At 72.9% G+C, this 20,642-nt stretch carries 17 protein-coding genes; 6 read left to right on the top strand and 11 right to left on the bottom strand.

The genetic code is table 11. From position 1 onward, the window contains the following. The first annotated feature begins 29 nt into the window (after positions 1-29). The gene (locus JAO84_RS35110; RefSeq protein ID WP_370416492.1) at positions 30-1,217 is read left to right on the top strand and encodes a tetratricopeptide repeat protein; all 1,188 of its coding nucleotides are present in this window, start codon (positions 30-32) and stop codon (positions 1,215-1,217) included. 33 nt (positions 1,218-1,250) lie between these two features. Here the strand turns inward: JAO84_RS35110 and JAO84_RS35105 are convergent, their stop codons facing one another. The 3 genes from JAO84_RS35105 to JAO84_RS35095 form a co-directional block, all read right to left on the bottom strand. Next, positions 1,251-2,630, bottom strand: a complete 1,380-nt coding sequence (locus tag JAO84_RS35105; protein WP_370416491.1) for a DUF5685 family protein — start codon at positions 2,628-2,630, stop codon at positions 1,251-1,253. 73 nt (positions 2,631-2,703) lie between these two features. Continuing rightward, complete coding sequence (locus JAO84_RS35100) at positions 2,704-3,366, bottom strand: deoxynucleoside kinase (protein ID WP_370416490.1); 663 nt, start codon at positions 3,364-3,366, stop codon at positions 2,704-2,706. A 164-nt stretch (positions 3,367-3,530) separates the two neighbouring features. Then, positions 3,531-4,445: a pirin family protein gene (locus JAO84_RS35095; protein WP_370416489.1), complete on the bottom strand. Its 915-nt coding sequence runs from the start codon at positions 4,443-4,445 to the stop codon at positions 3,531-3,533. A 98-nt stretch (positions 4,446-4,543) separates the two neighbouring features. On the opposite strand from JAO84_RS35095, the gene JAO84_RS35090 reads away from it, so the two are divergent. Next, on the top strand, positions 4,544-5,014 hold the full coding sequence (locus JAO84_RS35090) for a carboxymuconolactone decarboxylase family protein (RefSeq protein ID WP_370416488.1): 471 nt from the start codon (positions 4,544-4,546) through the stop codon (positions 5,012-5,014). A gap of 13 nt (positions 5,015-5,027) precedes the next feature. Here the strand turns inward: JAO84_RS35090 and JAO84_RS35085 are convergent, their stop codons facing one another. From JAO84_RS35085 to JAO84_RS35065, 5 genes are all read right to left on the bottom strand, one after another. After that, positions 5,028-5,762, bottom strand: coding sequence for a YoaK family protein (locus tag JAO84_RS35085; RefSeq protein WP_370416487.1), 735 nt, complete (start codon positions 5,760-5,762; stop codon positions 5,028-5,030). An 80-nt stretch (positions 5,763-5,842) separates the two neighbouring features. Then, positions 5,843-7,579, bottom strand: coding sequence for a serine/threonine-protein kinase (locus JAO84_RS35080; protein WP_370416486.1), 1,737 nt, complete (start codon positions 7,577-7,579; stop codon positions 5,843-5,845). A gap of 61 nt (positions 7,580-7,640) precedes the next feature. Next, positions 7,641-8,957: a radical SAM protein gene (locus tag JAO84_RS35075; RefSeq protein ID WP_370416485.1), complete on the bottom strand. Its 1,317-nt coding sequence runs from the start codon at positions 8,955-8,957 to the stop codon at positions 7,641-7,643. Positions 8,958-9,132: 175 nt separating this feature from the next. After that, complete coding sequence (locus tag JAO84_RS35070) at positions 9,133-10,059, bottom strand: AAA family ATPase (RefSeq protein ID WP_265863330.1); 927 nt, start codon at positions 10,057-10,059, stop codon at positions 9,133-9,135. 2 nt (positions 10,060-10,061) lie between these two features. After that, positions 10,062-11,279 (bottom strand): RNA ligase, encoded by a 1,218-nt coding sequence (locus JAO84_RS35065; RefSeq protein ID WP_370416484.1) that lies wholly within the window; start codon positions 11,277-11,279, stop codon positions 10,062-10,064. A gap of 330 nt (positions 11,280-11,609) precedes the next feature. On the opposite strand from JAO84_RS35065, the gene JAO84_RS35060 reads away from it, so the two are divergent. Together JAO84_RS35060 and JAO84_RS35055 are read left to right on the top strand one after the other, a co-directional pair. Further along, positions 11,610-11,813, top strand: a complete 204-nt coding sequence (locus JAO84_RS35060) for a hypothetical protein (protein ID WP_265863711.1) — start codon at positions 11,610-11,612, stop codon at positions 11,811-11,813. Between the two features lie 109 nt (positions 11,814-11,922). Continuing rightward, positions 11,923-13,182, top strand: a complete 1,260-nt coding sequence (locus tag JAO84_RS35055) for an amidohydrolase (protein ID WP_370416483.1) — start codon at positions 11,923-11,925, stop codon at positions 13,180-13,182. Position 13,183: 1 nt separating this feature from the next. Here JAO84_RS35055 and JAO84_RS35050 read toward each other — a convergent pair whose 3' ends face one another. Continuing rightward, complete coding sequence (locus JAO84_RS35050; RefSeq protein ID WP_370416482.1) at positions 13,184-15,226, bottom strand: prolyl oligopeptidase family protein; 2,043 nt, start codon at positions 15,224-15,226, stop codon at positions 13,184-13,186. Then, positions 15,223-16,119, bottom strand: coding sequence for a hypothetical protein (locus JAO84_RS35045; RefSeq protein ID WP_370416481.1), 897 nt, complete (start codon positions 16,117-16,119; stop codon positions 15,223-15,225). The genes JAO84_RS35050 and JAO84_RS35045 overlap by 4 nt, the downstream gene beginning before the upstream one ends. A 243-nt stretch (positions 16,120-16,362) precedes the next feature. Between JAO84_RS35045 and JAO84_RS35040 the strand changes: the two genes are divergently transcribed. After that, complete coding sequence (locus JAO84_RS35040) at positions 16,363-18,423, top strand: phosphocholine-specific phospholipase C (protein ID WP_370416480.1); 2,061 nt, start codon at positions 16,363-16,365, stop codon at positions 18,421-18,423. A gap of 32 nt (positions 18,424-18,455) precedes the next feature. On the opposite strand, the gene JAO84_RS35035 is transcribed toward JAO84_RS35040, so the two are convergent. After that, complete coding sequence (locus JAO84_RS35035) at positions 18,456-19,028, bottom strand: NADPH-dependent FMN reductase (RefSeq protein WP_265863337.1); 573 nt, start codon at positions 19,026-19,028, stop codon at positions 18,456-18,458. A 202-nt stretch (positions 19,029-19,230) separates the two neighbouring features. Here JAO84_RS35035 and JAO84_RS35030 point away from each other — a divergent pair, with 202 nt between their 5' ends. Beyond that, the gene (locus JAO84_RS35030; protein WP_370416479.1) at positions 19,231-20,598 is read left to right on the top strand and encodes an NAD(P)/FAD-dependent oxidoreductase; all 1,368 of its coding nucleotides are present in this window, start codon (positions 19,231-19,233) and stop codon (positions 20,596-20,598) included. The last annotated feature ends 44 nt before the right edge of the window (positions 20,599-20,642 follow it).

Raw genomic sequence — 20,642 nt, 5'->3', positions numbered from 1 at the left:
GGCGCCCCCGACCGAAGGAGACAGTCGCGATGAGCCGGTGGTGGCGGCGCAAGGCCGCCCAGGAAGATCAAGAACAGCAGCAGCGACAGCGCCAGGGGCAGGGGCAGGAACAGGGACAAGAGCAGGGACAGGGACGGCCGGTCGGCGGGCACATCACCCTCACCGAGGTGACGGACGGCGGTCCCGAGCAGGAGATCGTGCGGGTCGAGATCTCCCCCGAGGAGTGGCACACCATGCGCGCCCGCGCCGCCATCGAACGGCTGGGCCCCGAGCACCCGGACGCGCTCGACGCCGTACGCGAACTGGCCCGCGTGCTGGGCTCGACGCCCGGTCGCGGCGAGGAGGCGGTGGCGTACTACCAGCAGGTGGCCCGGGGCCAGTGGACGGTCCTGGGCCCCCACCACGCGGAGACCCTGCGCACCTCTGCCGAACTCGCCGCCCTGCTCCACAGGACCGGTCAGCTGCAACTCGCCGAATCGGCCTGGCGCGACACCTTCCGCGGGCAGTCGGAGACCCTGGGGCGCGATCACCCCGACACCCTGCGCAGCGCGGCCGGGCTCGCGGTCGTCCTGGAGGACCTCAGGCGCGCACCCGAGGCAGAACCGCTGGCCCGGGACGTGCTCGAGCGGCGCACCAGGCTGCTCGGACCCGACCATCCGGACGTGCTGACCGCCGCCAACTCCCACGCGGCCTCGCTGATCAAGTGCGCCCGCCATCAGGAGGCGGAGCGGGCACTGCGCGGCCTCGTGCCCCGGCTTGAGCGGCGTTACGGTCCCGACCACGAGCGCACCGCGGCGGCCCGGGCCAACCTGGGTGCCGTGCTCGTACGGCTGAATCGCCACGCCGAGGCGGAGACGCAGCTCCGGGCCGTCATCCGGTCCTTCGAGGCGACCGTGGGACCCCACCACGAGAACACCTTCACGGCGCGCAACAACCTGGCCGCCGTCCTGCACGCCATGGAGCGGTACGAGGACGCCGTCCCGGTGCTGCGCGACGTCCTGGCCGGCCGGGTCGCCCTGAACGGCGAGGACCACCCGGTCACCGTGTCGACCCGGGACAACCTCGCCAACGTCCTGATCGACGTGGGGCGGTACGCCGAGGCCACCGCGCTCCTGGACCGCTGCGTCCGCGACTACCGGCGCATCTACGGGCCGGGGCATCCCCGCGAGCAGGCGGCCGAGGAGAAGCTGGCGTGGCTTCGGGACGACAAGCGGTAGGCGGCCGCCCCGCGCAGTGGCGGGAGACCCGGTTCAGTCGCAGCAGTCGCAGCAGCACTTGCACGGGTTGCAGCAGCCGCCACCACCGCCGCCACAGCCGTCGCCCGACCCACCGCCGGAACCACCGGAGCCGCCGAACCCGTGCCCGCCACCCGAACCACCCGAGCCGCCGCCCGAGTTGCCGCCGCCCCGCCCGCCGAACCAGCCGTCGCCGCCGGAACCGTCCCGGCTCGAACCGCCGCCGCTGTTGCCGTCGCCGAACTGTATGGGCTCACCGTCGTCCGTGCCGTCGTCGTCGCTGCAGCGGCAGCAGCTGTAGCAGAGCCGGCAGTCCGGGCACAGCCTGCGCCACTCGTGACACCGCCGGCACTGCCCCTCCTGCGGCCGGCCCGAGGCCATCGCCCCGACGCCGCAGGCCGCACCTTCACCGGTCTGCGGGGCAGATTCCACGGGCGTTTCCGTCGGCGTACGACGTCCCAGCCAGGGCACGATGCGCAGGCCCCGCGCCCGCCGCCCCGGCTGCTGCTGGTGCTGGTGCCGATGCTGGTGGTGGCGATGCCGGGGGTCGAAGACCCGGTCGACGGCACGTTCCAACTCGCCACCCAGCAGCGCATGTACCAGCCGTCCGTCGACGAACACGGCGTCGGACAGGGCGAGTCGGATGCCGTGGACGGCGTCGTCGCACAGCCGGCGCACCTCGGCGCGGTCCGCGCCGGTCACGGCGATCGGGTTCCACGCGCCCGACGCCCGGTCCGCGTCCAGGTCCTCCACCGCGTCCAGCAGATGCGCGAGCCGGCCGAACAGACGGCCCGCTTCCGCCAGCGGTTCGGCGTTGCCCGGACGGTCCGTGAGCACCGCGGTGTACGCGAAGGCGGCCGCGGTCGCCGTCTCGGTCGGCTCCGTGACCGTAAGCAGCGAGCCCCCGTGGCCGGTCGACCGCTCGACCTCCGGCTGACGCTCGACCGCCCCGAGCAGCACGGCGGTGTCGAAGCCGAGCCGTTCGCCGCCCGCGGCGCCCGCTCGGTCCCAGCCGTGGGCGATCCGGCGCGCCGCAAGGGCCACCGGGCGGCGCCCCAACAGACCGTCGCCGTCGGCCACATGGTCACGTATCTTCGCCGCGGCGAGCACCAGCGACACCGTCGCCGCCAGCCGCGCGCCCTCCCCCTGCGCCACGTCCGCCGACCGCATCCCGCGCAGCGGGCACGGGCCCGCTCCGCGCCGCCAGTCCCCGGTGCGCTCCGACTGCGCCTCGGTCAGCACCGAGACGATCAGGCCGTCGTAGTTGGTCGCGACCCTCGCGAACTGCCCGTACTCGCTGCGCAGCGCCAGGCACAGCCCGCACAGATGCGCCATCCACTCGACCCGCAGGCCCTCGCCCAGGCGATGGCGGCACGGCCTGATGATTCCGAACACCGATGTTCTCCCCCGTAGGAACTGCCGTCCGGGCGCATCCGCCCGGACGGCCGACATCCTAGGTGTTACGGCGTCAGGCGCGGCACCTGGCGGCGGCCAGGGCGTCCTTGACCTCCTGCGCCACGCGGGCCGCGTCGTCGGGGTTGTTCACGACGTCGGTGCGGTTCATGTCGATGACGAGGACGTCGCTGGCCGAGTAGTGCTTGTGCACCCAGTCGTCGTAACCGGACCACAGCGTGCGGTAGTACTCGACGAGGGCCTCGTCCTGCTCGAAGTCACGGCCGCGCAGCCCGATGCGGTGCAGCACGGTCTCGAAGTCCGCCTTGAGGTAGACCATGAGGTCGGGTGCCTTGCGGTACGGCAGGCCGTCGATCTCGCGCATCATCTCTTCCAGCAGCCCCTCGTACACCTGCATCTCGAGGGAGCTGATGCGGCCCAGGTCGTGGTTGACCTTGGCGAAGTACCAGTCCTCGTAGATGGACCGGTCGAGGACGTTGTCGCCCTGCTTGTACGCCTCCTTGATCGCGGCGAACCGCGTCTGCAGGAAGTAGAGCTGGAGCAGGAAGGGGTAGCGCTTCGCCTGTATCTCCTCGGGGCTCGCCGTGTAGAAGAGCGGCAGGATCGGGTTGTCGTCCACGGTCTCGTAGAAGACGTGGCTGCCGAGCTCCTTCGCGAGCAGCTCGGCCACGCTCGTCTTGCCGATCCCGATCATGCCTCCGACGCAGATCACTGACATACCTCACTTCTCCCTGGGATTTCTGTTCGCGGCGAGAGCCGGGCTACCCGCACCGCCCGGGCACGTTGCGGCGGTCACTCGATTCCCCAGGATCTTCATGATCGGCGTCATGTGGTCCATCGCCTCGTGGCCGCTCAGAAGCATAGATGACCGAAACCCCCGGGTCAGCGCGGGTTGCGGCGGGCCTTGAGCGGGGTCGTGGGGAGCTCCGGGGCCGGGAGGCGGTCGCCCGGGTAGCCGTGGACCTCGCCGAAGCGGTCGCCGGTCATCCAGTCCTCCCTCGCCTGGCGGATCTCGGCGTCGGTGCGGGCGATGAAGTTCCACCACATGATGATCTCCTCGCCGAAGGGGGTGCCGCCGAGGAGGACGGCGCGGGCGCGGTGCGGGGAGGTGTTGGTGAGGGTGAGGGAGGTGCGGCCGGGGGCCGTGTAGCCGAGTTCGGTGGGGTGGAGGACGGTGGCGTCGAGTCGGATGTCGCCCTCGTCGACGAGGAGGCCGTGCTCGAAGGCGGGTTCGGTGTCGAGGGTGACGGTGGCGCCGGGGTCGAGGAGGAGTTCGGCGCCGAGCAGCGGGGTGAAGGTGCGGACCGGGGAGGTGTCGCCGGCCAGGGTGCCGAGGAAGACCCGGAGTTCGGCGCCGTCGACGCGGACCGGCTTCGGGGCGTGGTGCTGGAAGGCGCGCGGGGTGTGGCGGTGGGCGTCGGGGAGGGCGAGCCAGAGCTGGACGCCGTGCAGGACGGTGGTCTCGGGGGTGGAGACCTCGGAGTGGCTGATGCCGTGGCCGCCGGTCATGAGGTTGATCTCGCCCGGGCGGACGTACGCGTGGGTGCCCAGGCTGTCGCGGTGCTCGATCTCGCCGGTGAACAGCCAGCTCACGGTCTGCAGCCCGGTGTGCGGGTGCGGGGCCACGTCCATGCCGCCGGACTCGGCCACCAGGTCGGGGCCGTAGTGGTCCGCGAAGCACCACGCGCCGATGAGGGTGCGCGACCGCTGCGGCAGGGTCCGTCGTACGGTCATGGCGCGCGGGCCGCCCAGCGGGACGTCCCGGGCCGTGAGGACCTCGACCTCGTTGGCACCCATTCCCGACCCCTCTCACCGAACAAGATAGTTTCCGATTCAACAATCATGGGTGATAATAGTCCCGAGGACAACCCGGGACGACGGCGAGGGAGCAGACGGTGAGCGAGCAGCGGGTGTACGTCGACAAGCAGAGCCCCGCCGCCTACCAGGCGCTCGTGAAGACGGCCGAGGCCGTCCGGACGACCGCCGCCGAGGCGGGCCTCGACCGCGTCCTGGTGGAGCTGGTGAACCTGCGGGTCTCGCAGCTCAACGGCTGCGCGTACTGCCTGGACGTGCACACCCGCGCCGCGCTCCGCGCCGGCGAGACCACCCGCCGGATCGGCGTGCTCGCCGCCTGGCGCGACACCGAGCTCTTCACCCCGCGCGAGCGCGCCGCGCTCGCCCTCGCGGAGGCGACCACCCACCCGGCGGACGCCCTCGCCCAGGAACACGCCTACGCCGAGGCACGGGAGGCGCTGACCGAGAACGAGCTGTCCGCGGTGATCTGGGTGGCCATCACCATCAACGCCTTCAACCGGGTCTCGATCCTCAGCAAGCACCCGGTACGGGACACCCCCGTCCGCCGCTAGCTCTCCCCTCTCGCTAGGGGGCGGTCGCCCACACCGCGTCCGGGGTCGAGAGCCGCCACAGCACGGCGGCGGCCGTCGCGAGCAGGCCGAGGCCGACGCCGAGGACCAGTGGAATACCGGAGCCGAACAGGAGCAGACCGCCCGTCAGTCCGCCCAGGCACAGGGCGATCACCGACAGGGCGCGGCGGCCGCGGCGGTGTGCCGCTCCGCCGACCTGGGCGGTGTCCGCGACAAGGCCGGTGAGGGTCTGGTTCACCACGGTCGTGGTCTCGTCCGGGACGCCCAGCCGGCGGGCGACGGAGTTCTGCAGCCCCATCGCGAGGGCGAGCGGCACGATCACCAGGAAGCGGGCGGGCCTTCCCTCCAGGCTGCCGACCACCACGGACACGACGAGCGCGGCGGCGAAGAGCGCGGCCTGCACGGTCATCGCCCCGGCGATCAGGCGCCCGCGGTGCGCGGCGAGCCGTCCACCGAAACGGCCGCCGGCCGCCGCCCCGGTGACGAAGGCGGCGAGCGACACGCCGGAGGCGAGGACGGAGTGTCCCTGGGCGCCGGCGAGGGCGAAGCCGAGGAACACCACGTTGCCCGTCATGTTGGCGACGAAGACGTGACCGAGGCCCAGAAAGCTGACCGCGTCCACTAGGCCGGTCAGCACCGTGAGGGCGAGGAGCAGTGGGGGCAGCGGGCCGTGCCGGTCCCCTTTCGGCGGGACCAGTGCGCGGGCCGCGTCCACGAGCAGCGTACGCATCCGCGTCAGGCTCCTTCCGCGAGGGGAGCGCGGCCCGGCGGCTCCGCGCCCGTCCATGATTCACCGCGGAAGGGCCCGGCTCAGTCCGCCGCGTACGTGTCCACGACCTTTCCCTTCTGATCGGCCACCAGATAGCCGGTCGCGTGGTACGCGTTGAGGAGGTAGAAGCGCATCGAGGGCCGGTCCTCGTTGAAGGTCCAGCGGTCGACGATCACATAGCGCTGCGAGGGGTTCTCGACGTTCAGTTCGCGCTCGCCCCGGGCGATCAGCGCGGGCAGCGTGTCCCAGGCCATCGCGGCGACGTCGAAGGGCTGCTCGTCCGGGGCGTCGATGGTCCCGCCGGGGCCGGTCTTCGTGACGACGCCGTCGCGGTACGCGTAGTTGTCGTACGTCTTCGCCCCGGGCTTGGTCGGGATCTCGGCGGACGCGTGCTCCTCGTAGACGTTGAACTCCTTCATGGTGGTGGTGCCGGTCGCGTCGCGGAACGCCTTGAGCACCGCCCGTACGTTGGCCGGGGTGAGCAGGCTGCCCTGCGGCGCGGGGGCGGCGGAGCCGGTCGGGGTGGCGGTGGGCGTCCGGGTGGGGGTGCCGGTCGTGCCTCCGCCGGGCGTACGGGCCGCCGTCGACGGCGTCGATCCGCCCTTGGCGCCGGCGTCCGCGTCGGTGCCGTCGCCGCGGTCGGGCAGCAGCTGCACCACTCCGAGCACCACGGCGGTGACGAGGACCGCGGCTCCGGCGACCAGCACGGCCCGGCGGCCGGCCGTGGCGGTGGTACGGGTACGGGGCGGGGCCGCCGGAGCGGTCGGCGCGCCCCACGGGGACGGGCCGGGCGCCGGAGCGGGCGAAGCCGGGGTGCCGTAGGCGGGGTGGGCGTACGGCGCCCCGAACCCGGCCGGTGCCGGAACGGGAGCCGGTGCCGGTGCCGGTGCCGGAGCCGGAACAGCGCCCGGGGTCGGTGCCGGGGTCGGGGTCTCGGGCGCCTCGGCCTCCGCGAGCAGCCGGTCCAGGAGCGCGCCGTCCGGCCGGGCCGCCGGGTCGCGCACGAGGACCTGGGCGAGGACCGGGGCCAGCGGCCCGGACCGTACCGGCGCGGGGATCGGGTCGTCGAGCACGGCGACGACCGTGGCCAGGCTGGTGGCGCGGCGCAGCGGGTGGTGGCCCTCGGCCGCCACGTACAGGAGCATGCCGAGGGACCACAGGTCGGAGGCCGGGTTGCCCTCCTCGCCGCGCAGCCGCTCCGGGGCGATGAACTCGGCGGAGCCGATGACGTCGCCCGTGGAGGTGAGCCGCGAGGTGGTCTCGCTGAAGGCGGCGATGCCGAAGTCCGTGAGGACGGCGCTGCCGTCCTCACGGAGCAGGACGTTGGCGGGTTTCACATCGCGGTGCTGGATGCCGGCGGCGTGGGCGGCGCGCAGCGCGGACAGGACCTGGCGGCCGAGGGTGACGGCCTCGGCGGGCGCCATAGGACCGTCGGCCAGCCGGTCGGCGAGCGACCGGCCGGGGACCAGCTCCATCACGATCCACGGGTGGGCGCCGTCGCCCGGCTCGACGATGTGATGGATGGTCACGACGTGCGGGTGGGAGAGCCGGGCGAGGGCGCGGGCCTCGCGGAGCGCCCGCTCGCGCAGCTGGGCGGTGAAGCCGGGGCTCGCCTCCTCGACGGCCGGGTCCGGCGGCCGGACCTCCTTCAGGGCGACGTCCCGGTCGAGGGCGACGTCCCGCGCCCGCCACACCGTCCCCATGCCGCCGCTGCCCAGTCGGCCGACCAGCCGGAACCGCCCGTCCACCAGCGGTCTGTCGTCCTCACTCGTTCCCATGGGCGGTCATGCTAAAGCCTGTGCATGACACCGCCCACGTCACCTCTGACGCTTCTCCCGATCAGTCCTCGGCGGGCAGGCTGTCCATGAACGAGCTCACCGAGAAGACCGCGCGGCCGGGGCCGGCCGGGCCGTAGCCGGGGGGCGAGCTCAGGCCGTTGGACTCCATCGTGGCGCGGTAGGCCTCCAGGAGGCGGATGTGGTACTCCAGGGGCGCGCCGGCCGGGTTGGCCTTGCCGAGCGGGGTGGTGGGCTCGGGGCACCAGGTGGTGAAGCGGGGCGTGATGCCGCGCGACATGAAGTACTCCAGGCCCTCCGTCGTGGAGGCGATGGCCTCGTCGACCGTGGTGAAGCCGAAGGGCTCGGCCATCTCCACGCCGGCCACGAAGTTGGGGATGACGTTGCGCGGCCCGAAGACCTCGGCCGAGTCGAGGATCCGGCGGTGCCACTCGTCGCGGCCGACGTAGCGCTCCTTGCCCGGGCAGTACAGCTCGAACAGCCGCTTGTCCCACACCTCGTAGTTGGGGTGGTAGATCTGGATGCCGTAGTCCTTGAAGCGCTGCACGTCGGCCTTGGGCAGCGCCTGGGCGACGACCTTGCCGATCCAGCGGCCGGGGAAGCGCTCCTCGATGGCCTGCGCGTACTGCCCGTAGAAGTCGGCCTCGTCCTTGCCGCCGACGCGGGAGGTGACGGCGCCGCCGGTGAGGGTGTAGGCGGTGGAGGCGCCGGCCGTGTCGTACTTGTCGATGATCGCGAGCGCTTCCAGCACCTCCTCCACGTCCTTCACGCCCGTGTAGGGGCGGCCGGCGGCCTTGTGCTGGCGCCAGTTGTGGTTGATGTCGCAGTACTGGCACTCCTCCTTGGCGCCGAAGTACTGGCAGACCCGGAAGACCGTCAGATAGATGAGGTAGCCCCACTGGATGGTGGGAGCGACCTCCATCACCGACTTCCCGCTGGAGAGGGTGTGGCGGTAGTACTCCGGCATCGGCGGCAGGCCGACGTCGGCGATCCGGCGCCCGTCGAGGTAGAGGCCGAGCATGCCGTCGTCGCCGGCCGCGACGCGGTACGGGGAGGCGGGGTTGACCCGCACCGAGACGACCGTGCGGCGCAGCTCGTACGGGCCGCCGGTGAGGACGATCTCCTCCGGCGGGCGGCGCAGGGCGGCCTGGCCGAGCTCGGGCAGGGTGCGGTGGTCGAAGGAGAAGATGAAGTACGACTTCGGCTTGACCTCGCCGGCCGCCTCGTCGCCCGAGTCGGTGAGGGCCGAGTCGTCGAAGGCGATGCCGCCGCGCAGCAGGTCCTCCTTGATCACCGCCTCCTTCGGGACGTGCGGGAAGCGGTGCATGAGGTCTTCGACCTCGTCGGTGCGGCGGATCATGCGCGAGTACATCTCCTCGGTCGGGCGGTCGGTCGCGAGCCGGTGGGCCGATGACCACCCTAGGACGGCGCCCGGCGGCCCGGCATCCGGCCCCGGTCGCAGGCGGCCTCCGCCGCGCGACCGAGGCCGGTCCACGACTCCAGGGCCGCCCGCGACCGGGGGTCACGACCGGTGCTCAGAAGTTGCCGTAGTTGACCTGCCAGGTCGGCAGGCCCATCCGGCGCCACACCGCGACCACCCGGTCGCGGTCGTCGAGCGACACGCGCACCGCGTAACGCGACCGGACGTGCGCGTCGAAGAGCTCGGCCTTGACGAGGTCGTCGGAGCGCCCGTCGTCGGAACCGCGCATCCACAGCTCGTCGTACGGCACCTCGTGGCGGGCGAGCCAGGCCTCGGTGAGCTCCCGGTGGTCCTCGCTGCGCCCGGAGAGCAGCACGATCCGGTCCCGGTGCGCGGCGCGGAAGGCGCGCAGCGCGTCGCGCACGGGCGGGTTGAGCAGATCGAGGTCGCAGCGGGTGAAGTCGTACGGGCCGCGGTCGCCGCGCAGCGCGAGGGTGCCGTCGATGTCGCACAGGACGGCGCTGGGCAGTGCGGGGTCGGGGACGTACGGGGTGACGCCGGGGCGCTCGTTGAGCCAGGCGTCGGTGAGCCGCCAGCCGCCGCGGCGAGCCTTGGTGTGCTTGTCGGCGAGGATCCGGATGATCTCCTCGCCGACCGGCCGCTCGCGGGCGGCGTCGCGGCGCACGCACTCCTCGACGGGCACGTCGGTGAAGTCGTGCACGACGAAGACCGCGTCGCGGCCGGTGAGGGCCGCTTTGAGGCGCCGCGGGATGTGCGGGGTGAGGTGGGTGTTGTCGACGACGACGTCGAAGCCGTCGTCGACGGCGGCGCGGATCGCGGCGTCCTGGATGCCGAGCACGGTCTGCTCGTGGGCGCGGGAGCGGCGGTCGCCGCCGGTGGTGCCGCCGGGCAGGTCGAGCATCCCGCGCAGGTCGTCGAGGTTCACCCGGCGCATCCGGCCCTCGGACCGCTCCTGCAGGGCGCGGGCGGCGGTCGTCTTGCCGGAGGCCGGCAGTCCGGTCATCACATGGACCACGGGCACGGTCAGTTCTCCTCGTCGGTGGCGAACGGGTCGGCGTTCTCGGGGCGCAGCGCGCGCCAAGTCATCAGGTCGGTGCGGCGCCCGTCGAGGCGCAGGAACATCGCGGAGCGCAGCTGCCGGTCGGGCAGTGCGCGCGATGCGCGGGCGAAGGCGGCGCGGTCGCCGGCGAGGTGCGCGAGCGAGGCGTACGCCGCGTCGACGGCCTGCTCGCGGGCGGCGAACTCGGTCTCCAGGCGCTCGACGACGGACCGCACCCAGGCGTCGAACTCGTCGGGCACCTGCTCCAGGAGCGCGTCGAGCGGGCGGCCGCCGTCGGCGCGGATGCCGCCGAGTTCGGCCATGGACAGGCCGAGGCCGCTCGCCAGGATCTTGGCGGAGGTGCCGGCGAAGCGCTGGATGCCGTGGCCGCGCCAGATGTCGCGCTCGGTGACTCCGGTGACGACCTTGTGCAGCCGCACGTACTCGGCGATCTTCGCCTTGGCGCGGACGCCGGACGCGAAGCGCAGCACGAAGCCCTCGGCGTCGGTGCCGGTGGCGGCGCTGCCGTCGGGCAGCGTGTTCGACGCGGTCAGCTTCAGCAGGGCGTCGAGGTCCATCGGCGGGTGCAGGGTGACGACCGAGCCGATGCCCCGCCAGGCGCCGGCGGCCTCGGCGAGCGGCGTCTCGGTGCCGTCGGGGCCGTAGGCGGCGAGCAGCACGAGGTCGCGGCGGTCGCCGTAGTCCACGACGATCCGGTTCTCCGGGTAGAGGATCTCCATCAGGTACGTGGTGCCCGGGACGAGCGCCGAGGTGTCGGCGGCGTCGAGGCGGCGCTGTGCCCAGGTGGCCTGGGTGCTGGTGAAGGATCCCTTGGAGGCGACGCGCCAGCGGTCCTCGTAGTGGAAGAGGACGCCGAGGCTGCCGTCGACCTTGTCGTACACCTCGAAGGGCTCGTCGGGCAGCGCGGGCGCGTAGGCGCGGCCGTGGGTGTGCTCGGAGACGTTGAAGAACTTGGGCAGCGGCAGGGCGACGACGCGGCCGGTGCGGTCGTCGGCGACGAGGCCGCGGCAGCGGACGGTGACCCGGTTCCAGACGCCCTCGTACTGGCAGGCCCGTGTGTACGTGTAGATGGACAGCGGCAGCTCGGGGTGCGGCTTGCGCGTCACGTGGCCTGCTGCGACCGCCGCCGCCAGTTCGTCCGGCGGCAGCAGCGCGTCGAGAGTCAGGTGCGCCTGGCTCATGGGTTCCCTCCCGTGTTCAAGGAGGCCCATTCTTCTGTGCGCCCGCCGCGCCGACCAGCGAATTAGCGGGCGGGCCGATCTTGCGGCGGGGGCGAGGGATAGGACACATCCCGGCGGCGCGGGCCGGAGCGGACCGCGACCGGTCCGTGACCGATCCGGGACGGCCGGGGCCGGTCGGGGCCTCCGATACCGGTGGAAAAGGGCACGAGCTCCCCTGCCGGGCGGCTGTCCAGGCGGGCGTCCGGCTTCCGGACCCGGCCCCTCGGCCGGGGCGGGGCCCCGTAGACTCGCCGCCCGAAGGACGTCGCAGAAGCCGAGGAAGCGAGCGCAATGAACTACGCGGACACCACCGCCCCGATCTACGCCGAGCTCATACGGGAGCAGGGCGACGTGCCCGGTGAGGTCCGGCGGACCGCCGAAGAGGTGATGCGCGACCTCAGCCGCGTGATCCAGATGCCGCCGGCCGGGCTCGGCCCGAACGGCGGGCAGATGGCTCCGATGGCGCAGGTCTCGCCGATGGCCCCGCTGCAGTAGCCGGCGCTTCCGCTCCTCGCGGGCGCTCATTTGGTATACAAAAAACGGTATACCAAGTGGGCGCCCTTTCGTGTGCGCCCGCGCCGCCCCCGAGCCGAGGAGTCCGCCCGTGCCCTCCCTGTCCTCCCCGACCTCCCTGTCCGCCACATCCGCCACGTCCGCCGCGTCTCCTCGCACCGCCACCGTCTTCCGCCGGGTCCGCCCGCTCGGCGGCCCGGTCACGGACCTGGTCGCCGTCGACGGGGTGCTGGTGGACGCCGTACCGGACGGCACCGCGGTCGAGGTGGTCGACGGCGGCGGCCGGATGGCGCTGCCCACTCTGGTCGACGCGCACATCCACCCGGACAAGACCTCGTGGGGCGAGTCCTGGTACAGCCGCCGGGCGGCGGAGGGCATCGCCGGGTTCGTGGCCGGGGACGTGGAGCTGTCCCGGGCGCTGCCCACGCCGGTGGGCGAGCGCGCGTACCGCCTGATGGCCCACGCGGCCGCCCAGGGCACCCGGGCGATGCGGGCGCACGCCGACGTCGCGCCGGCCTTCGGCCTGTCCGGCCTGGCGGGCATCGCCGAGGCGCGCGAGCGGCTGCGCGGCATCGTGGACGTGGAGCTCGTGGCCTTCCCGCAGCACGGCGTGGTCCGGGAGCCGGGCACCCTGGAACTGCTCGCGGAGGCGGCCGAGGGCGGGCTGATCACCCATGTCGGCGGGATCGACCCGGCCGGTTTCGACGCGACCGGGGACCCGAAGGCCGCCGACGGCGACCAGCTGGGCGCGGTCTTCGGGCTCGCCGAACGGCACGGTCTCGGCCTCGACATCCATCTGCACGACCGCGGCGAGACCGGTCTGGTCCCGCTCCGGGACATCGCCGCCCGCACCAAGGCGCTCGGCCTGCGGGGCAGGGTGAGCGTGGCGCACGCCTTCGCGGTCGCCCAGCTGTCCGGCCGCGAGCTCGACGAGACGGCCGACCTGCTCGCGGACGCCGGGGTGTCGCTGACCACGGTCGCGCTGTCCGCCGTCACGATCCTGCCGTTCCGGCGGCTCGCCGAGCGCGGGGTGCGGGTCGGCCTCGGCTCGGACGGGGTGCGGGACAACTGGAGTCCGTTCGGCAACGCCGACATGCTGCACCGGGCGTGGCTGGCCGGCTGGGCCCTCGACGCCCGCCTCGACGAGGACCTCGAGGCCTGCTTCGAGCTGGCCGCGCACGGCGGCGCGGAGCTGCTCGGACTGCCCCGCGCCGACCTGCGGGCGGGCGCGCCCGCCGACTTCATGCTGGTGGAGGGCGAGTGCCTGCCGCAGGCCGTGGTGGACCTGCCGCGCCGTGAGCTCGTGGTGCGGGCGGGCCGGGTGGTGGCTCGCGACGGAGCCCTGGTCTGAGTCAGCTGTCGCGGCCTCCGAGGGTCCGCCACAGGAAGGTGTGCTCAAGCGCGCTGTTGTACGCGGTCTGTTCGTGGTCGGTGGCCCCCGCGTGGCCGCCGGCCAGGGTCTCGTGCAGCAGCACCCGGTGGCCGAGCTCGCGCAGCCGGGCGGCGGCCTTGCGGGCGTGTCCGGGGTGCACCCGGTCGTCGCGGGTCGAGGTGGTGAGAAGGACCGGCGGGTAGGGCCGGCCCGCCGCCAGCCGGTGGTACGGCGAGAGCGCGGCGAGGTGCGGCCGGTCGGCCGGGTCGTCGGGGTCCCCGTACTCGGCGATCCAGCTGGCCCCTGCCAGCAGCCGGTGGAAGCGCAGCATGTCGAGCAGCGGCACGTGCGCGACGATCGCGCCGAACAGCTCGGGGCTGCGGACCAGCATGGCGCCCATGAGCAGGCCGCCGTTGCTGCCGCCGGTGATGCCGAGCTGCTCGGGCGTGGTGATGCCCCGGGCGACCAGGTCGCGGGCGACGGCCTCGAAGTCCTCGTAGGCGCGCGGCCGGTCGGCCTTGAGGGCGCTGCGGTGCCAGCGCGGCCCGTACTCGCCGCCGCCCCGGATGCCGGCCACCACGAAGGTGCCGCCGCGGGCGAGCCAGGCGCGGCCGCGCACGGTGTCGTACGAGGGGGTGAGGGAGACCTCGAAGCCGCCGTACCCGTTGAGGAGGGTGGGCCGGGGGTCCTGCCGGTCCCCGGGGCCGACGACGGTGTACGGGACGCGGGTGCCGTCGGCCGAGACGGCGAAGTACTGCCGGGCCTCCAGGCCGTCGGCGTCGAAGCGCTCGGGGGCCTGCTTGATGGTCTCGCCCGGTCCGCCGATCTCGCCGCGGTGCAGGGTGGGCGGGACGAGGTGGCCGGTGACGGACAGGAAGTACTCGTCGCCGGTGTCGGGGTCGGTGTCGGTGAGGGCGGCCGAGGAGAGCGGCGGGATGTCGGCGAGCTCCTGGCGCTTCCAGCCGGCTCCGGTGCCGGTGCCGGCGGTGGCGGGGTCGGCGGGCGGGGTGAGGACGTGCAGACGGCTGGCGACGTCCTGGAGGGTCTCGACGATCAGATGGTTGCGGGTCCAGGAGTGTCCGGCGAACGCGGTGCGGTCGTCGGGCGTGAACAGCACCTCGGGCTCGCGCCGCCCGGCCAGGAAGGCGTCGAAGCGAAAGGCGAGGAGCGCGCCCGCGGGCTGTCCGAGCCAGGGCGCCTTGGGGGTGACGAGCAGCCACTCGCGGTGCACGGAGCTGTCGGCGTCCTCGGGCAGGTCGAGGCGGCGCAGCTCGCCGTCGTCGTCGATCAGATGGGTCTCGTGGTGCCAGAAGTCGCGGTAGCGGACGACGAAGTCGCGCTCGAAGCCCTCGGTGGGGTCGTGCCAGGCGGAGACGACGAGGTCGGACTCCTGGCCCTCGTGGACGAGCTCGGCGGCGTCGAGCGGGGTGCCGCGGCGCCAGCGGCGCACGGTGCGGGGGTAGCCGGAGGCGGTGAGGGAGCCGGGGCCCTCGTCGGTGCCGACGAAGACGTGGTCCTCGTCGATCCAGCCGATGTCGGTCTTGGCCTCGGGGAGGGTGAACCCGTCGGCCACGAAGGCCCGTTCCGCCAGGTCGTACTCGCGTACGACCACGGCGTCGCCGCCGCCGCGCGCGAGGCTCACCAGGGCCCGCCGGTACGCGGGCCGCAGCACCTGCGCGCCCGCCCAGGTCCAGTCCTCGCCCTCCTCGGCGGCGAGCGCGTCGAGGTCGAGCAGGACGTCCCACGCGGGCGCGTCGGTGCGGTACTCGTCGAGGGTGGTGCGCCGCCAGACGCCCTTGGTGTGCTCGGCGCTCTGCCAGAAGTTGTAGAGGTACGGTCCGCGCCGCCGGGTGTACGGGATGCGGTCCGGCGCGTCGAGGACTTCGCGCAGCTCGGCGACGAGGCCGGCGAAGCCGTCTCCTCCGGCGAGCTCCGCCGCCGTCTCGGCGTTGCGCTCCCGCACCCAGTCGAGGGCGCGCTCGCCCTCGACCTCCTCCAGCCACAGATACGGGTCGTCGCTCACGCCCGGTCCTCCTGCTCGTCGTCGTGCTGCTCGTCGTCTTCCCCGGCCGGGATGGTCCAGCGCAGGACGGTACCGCCGTCGGCGGCGGGGTGGAGGGTCACGGGGTAGACCTGCCCGTAGAAGCGCTCTCCCGCGTGCCGCGCCGCGTGGTCCCCAGGATTCCAGCCGATCCCGAGCACCCGGCAGCCGGCCACCTCGATCACGCCGGCCTCCAGCGGGTGGTCCCAGCCGGCCCGCTGGGCACGGTGGTAGTCGGTGTGCGGGTCGACGGACCACACGAGGCCCATGCCCCGGTGGTGTTCACGGGTCCAGTCGGCGAGTGCCTCGGCTCTCCGCTCGGCCTCCGCGACGGGCAGGTCCAGCCAGCCGCGCGGGCCGCCCTCGTACCGCTGCCCGACCGGCTCACCGCCGAAGTGCGCCCACGCGGCCTCCGCATGGAGCCCCCAGTAGCCGAGGTCGGCGAGCCCGTTGTCCGACGGCGCCCCGAGACCCGTCCACGCGTCCAGGGCGACCGCGTCCCCCACGACCATGCCGCACCGGTCGACGGGCAGGTCCCCGAGCCGTACGGCCTCCGGGGCGTGGCCCGCCGGCCACGGCACGCCGAGGTCTGTCTCCAGGACGGAGATGACCGGCACCTCGTCGAAGAGGGACCACTCGGTGAGCGCCCGTACGGCCAGCGGCCGGTCGGGGCGCGCCGGGACCGCGACCGCCTCGCAGTCCCCGTCGCGCAGCTGCCCGCCGCCCGCGGCGGCCGCCTCGCGGGCTCGTTCCGAGAGCGGGGGGCCGGTCTCGGACCAGCAGTCGATCCAGCCGCCCATGCCGAGCACGAGCACCCCCGACGGCGCCGTCACCTCGCCGAGCCCGGTCCACGTCCCCGTCATGGTCTCCGTCATGTTCCCCTCCCTGCCGCCCATCATGGACGACCCCACTGACAACCGGACCACCGCACACATTGGTTCGTGGTCGAACCAATTCCCGCCCGGCCTCTTGTCCCTCCCTGTAGCACCACCTCACCGTCCTCGGGAAGTTCACCCATCGATTACTGCACGGCTGTATACCTTTGGGACCGGTTCCCTCATCCTGTCCTCGCGTGCCACCGGGGCACCGCGGGACACGAGAGGTGGGCGAGGCGGGACATGACTCCCATCAGCCGCAGAGGGTTCGTAGGGATCGGGGCGGGGCTCGGGGCCGGGCTGGTCGCCGGGGCGGGGGCGCCGGCCGGCGCGGCACCCGCGGAGGCGGAGGCGGTGTCGGCGGCCGCGCAGGCGGCCTCCGGCGACATCACCGACGTCAAGCACGTGGTGATCCTCATGCAGGAGAACCGGAGCTTCGACCACTACTTCGGCCGGCTGCGCGGTGTGCGGGGCTTCGGCGACCGGGCCGCGGGCAACATCCCGGGCGGCTGGGGCATGTTCAACCAGCCCAACTGGGGCGGGCGGCAGTACCCGTGGAAGCTGAGCGCCACTCCCCCGGCCGGCGGCGTGGACGGCGAGACGCTCGCGCAGTGCAACGGCGACCTGCCGCACAGCTGGACCTCGCAGCACGCCGCGTGGAACAAGGGCCGGCTCGACAACTGGGTCACCGGCGTCGGCAACACCCGCACCCTCGGCTACCTGGACCGCGGCGACATACCCTTCCACTACGCGCTCGCCGACCACTACACCGTCTGCGACGCCTACTTCTGCTCGACGCTCAGCGCGACCGGCCCCAACCGGACCTTCCTGTGGAGCGGCAAGGTCGACGCCGCCAGCAAGGACGGCGGCGAGGAGTCCGGGCTGACCTGGGAGACGTACGCGGAGGCCCTGCAGCGCGCCGGCATGAGCTGGAAGGTCTACCAGAACGCCCAGGACAACTACGGCGACAACGGTCTGGCCTACTTCAAGAAGTTCACCGACGCCAGGCCGGGCGACCCGCTGTACGACCGGGGCATGGGCTCGGTGCCGAAGGTGACCGGCTCGACCCCGGACGACATCGCCGCCGCGATCCGCGCCGACGTGGTCGCCGGCACCCTGCCGCAGGTGTCGTGGGTGGTGGCCAGCGAGGCCTTCTCCGAGCACCCGTACGCCCCGCCGGGCGACGGCGCGCACTTCGTGAACCTGGTGTACCAGGCGCTCGCCGCGAACCCGGAGGTCTTCGACTCCACCGTCCTGTTCCTCAACTACGACGAGAACGACGGCTTCTTCGACCACGTGCCGCCGCCGGTCGCGCCGCCGGGCACGGCGGGCGAGTACATCGACGGGGTGCCGATCGGTCTCGGCTACCGGGTCCCGATGATCGTCATGTCGCCGTGGACCCGGGGCGGCTGGGTGAGCTCCGAGGTCTTCGACCACACCTCGGTGCTGCGCTTCATGGAGGTCTGGACGGCGGCCCTCGGCACCCCGGCGACCTGCCCGAACATCAGCGCCTGGCGCCGCCGGGTGAGCGGCGACCTGACCGGGGTCTTCGACTTCGCGCACCCGGTGTACGGGGTGCCGGCGAACCTGCCGTCGACCGCGAAGGTGATCGGCCAGTCCACCTGCGGCCCGCTGCCCAACCCTGCGCCGCAGGACAACGCCCTGCCGCAGCAGGAGCCGGGCACGCGGCCGGCTCGCTCCGTGCCGTACCAGGTCAACGGCAATCTGGACCGCTTCGAGTTCGGTGCCGCGGGCAAGATCCTCGCCTGGTTCTCGATGACCAACCAGGGCACGGAGGCGCGCCGGTCCGCGCACTTCTCGATCCATCCGCACCAGTACCGGGACACCGCCGCCTGGCAGTACACGGTGGACCCGGGCACGACGGCCAGCGACTACTTCAACATCGGGTTCGGCTCGGGCTCCGGGAAGTACGACATCTCGATGATGGGCCCGAACCGCTTCCTGCGCCGCTTCATCGGCGACGCCTCCAAGGCGGGCAAGGACGTCGAGGTCGCGGCGCGCTACGCGACGGAGCCCGGCACCGGGAAGACCGCGATCTGGTTCAGGATGACCAACAACGCGTCCACCGCGGTCACCTTCACCATCCGCTCCGACGCCTATCGGTCGGACGGCCCCTGGACGTACACCGTGCCGGCGAAGTCGTCCCGCGAGGACTACTTCAACGCCGTCGCCTACACCGACGGCTGGTACGACTTCACGGTCCTCGCCGACATCGACGGCACCTGGTCGCGCCGCTACACCGGCCACATCGAGACGGGCGCGCCGAGCGTCACCGGCAGCTGAGCACGCGCACTCCTGCCGTTCCGGCGCGCCGTTCAGCGCCGGGGCGGCAGGACCGTCAGGACGCGCTCGATGAAGGTCTCGAAGTCGCTCATGAAGTCGGTGAGGAACTGCTGCGTGGTGGGGTCGCTGACCTCGCCGTCCTCGCCGAACAGCCCCGGGGTGAACTGGATGTACGCCTCCGGGGCGTTCATCTGCGGGGAGTTGCAGAAGGAGAGCACCGAGCGCAGGCTCTGCTGGGCGACGGCGGTGCCGATCTTGCCCGGGGATGCGCCGATCACGGCCGAGGGCTTGTGGGTGAAGGAGTTGGTGCCCCAGGGCCGGCTGGCCCAGTCGATGGCGTTCTTCAGCCCGCCGGGGATCGAGCGGTTGTACTCGGGCGTGACGAAGAGGATCGCGTCGGAGGCGGCGATGGCCTCCTTGAGGGCGGTGCCCTCGGGCGGGTAGTCCGCGTCGAAGTCGTGGTTGTAGAGCGGCAGGTCCTTGATGGGGATCTCGCGGAAGTCGAGATTGCGCGGCGCGACGCGGATCAGGGCCTTGGAGAGGATCCGGTTGATGGACTTCGCCGACAGGCTGCCGACGAAGTAGCCGACCTTGTACGTGGTCATGCGGATGCCGTCCTTCGTCTTCGCGGGGAGAGGGGGACGTCCCTGGCGAAGCTAACCCGGTCCGGGGTGGTCGGCGACCCGGGCGGGTGGGGCCGGGTCCCTCGAACAGCGCCACCCTTTTGCCGGATATGCACGCTTTCCGGATGATGGGTGAGGTCAGGACAAGGCGCAGGGCGCAAGGCGTGGAAAGGCGGACTTCACCATGTCTCGACCGAGGATCCTCGTGGTGGGCGCCGGCTTCGCCGGGGTGGGGTGCGTCCGGCGCCTCGAACGGCGGCTGACCCCGCGGGAGGCCGCGATCTCGCTGCTCTCGCCCTTCTCGTACCAGCTCTACCTGCCGCTGCTTCCGCAGGTCGCGTCCGGGGTGCTGACGCCGCAGTCGGTCGCGCTGTCGCTGCGGCGCAGCGAGCGGCACCGCACCCGGATCATCCCCGGCGGCGCGATCGGCATCGACACCGAGGCCAAGGTCGTCGTGGTGCGCACGATCACCGGCGAGACGGAGACGGAGCCGTACGACCACCTGGTCCTGGCCCCCGGCAGCGTCACCCGCACCTTCGACATCCCCGGTCTGGCGGAGCACGCCCGCGGCATGAAGACGCTCGCCGAGGCCGCGTACGTCCGCGACCATGTGATCGCCCAGCTGGATCTGGCGGACGCCAGCCAGGACGAGGCCGAGCGGGCGGCGCGGCTGCAGTTCGTGGTGGTCGGCGGCGGGTACGCGGGCACCGAGACGGCCGCCTGCCTCCAGCTGCTCACCCACAACGCGGTCAAGCGCTATCCGCGGCTCGATCCGAAGCTGATCAGGTGGCATCTGATCGACATCGCGCCCACGTTGATGCCCGAGCTCGGGCCCAAGCTCGGCGGCGCGGCCCTGGAGATCCTGCGCAAGCGCGGGATCGAGGTGTCGCTCGGGGTGTCGGTGGCCTCGGTGGACGACGAGAACGTGACGCTCACCGACGGGCGTGTGCTGCCCAGCCGCACCCTGATCTGGACGGCCGGCGTCGCGGCCAGCCCGCTCATCGGCACCCTCGGCGCCGAGACGATGCGCGGCCGGCTCGTGGTCGGCGCGGACATGGTGGTGCCGGGCCTTCCCGGGGTGTACGCGCTGGGCGACGCGGCGGCCGTGCCGGACCTGGCGAAGGGCGAGGAGAACGCGATCTGCCCGCCGACCGCCCAGCACGCCATGCGCCAGGGCAAGGTGATCGCCGACAACCTGGTCGCGACCCTGCGCGGCGAGCCGACCCGTCCGTACGTGCACAAGGACCTCGGCCTGGTGGTGGACCTCGGCGGCCTCGACGGCGTGTCCAAGCCGCTGGGCATCGAACTGCACGGCATGCCCGCGCAGGCGGTGGCCCGCGGCTACCACTGGGCGGCCCTCCGCACCAACGTCGCCAAGACCCGCGTGATGACCAACTGGCTGCTCAACGCGATCGCCGGCGACGACTACGTCCGCACCGGCTTCCTCGCCTCGAAGGCCGGCACACTCCGCGACTTCGAGTACACCGACGCCTACCTCACCCCCGACCAGGTCCGCGCACACACCGCCTCGCTGCGCGCCGCCACGTCCTGACCGGGGCGCGGGTCAGGCGCGACCGACCGCCGCGCCTCGGGCGG

The organism is Streptomyces fradiae (genome assembly GCF_041270065.1).
Classification (GTDB): Bacteria; Actinomycetota; Actinomycetes; order Streptomycetales; family Streptomycetaceae; genus Streptomyces.
This window is presented reverse-complemented; position numbering and strand designations above follow the sequence as displayed.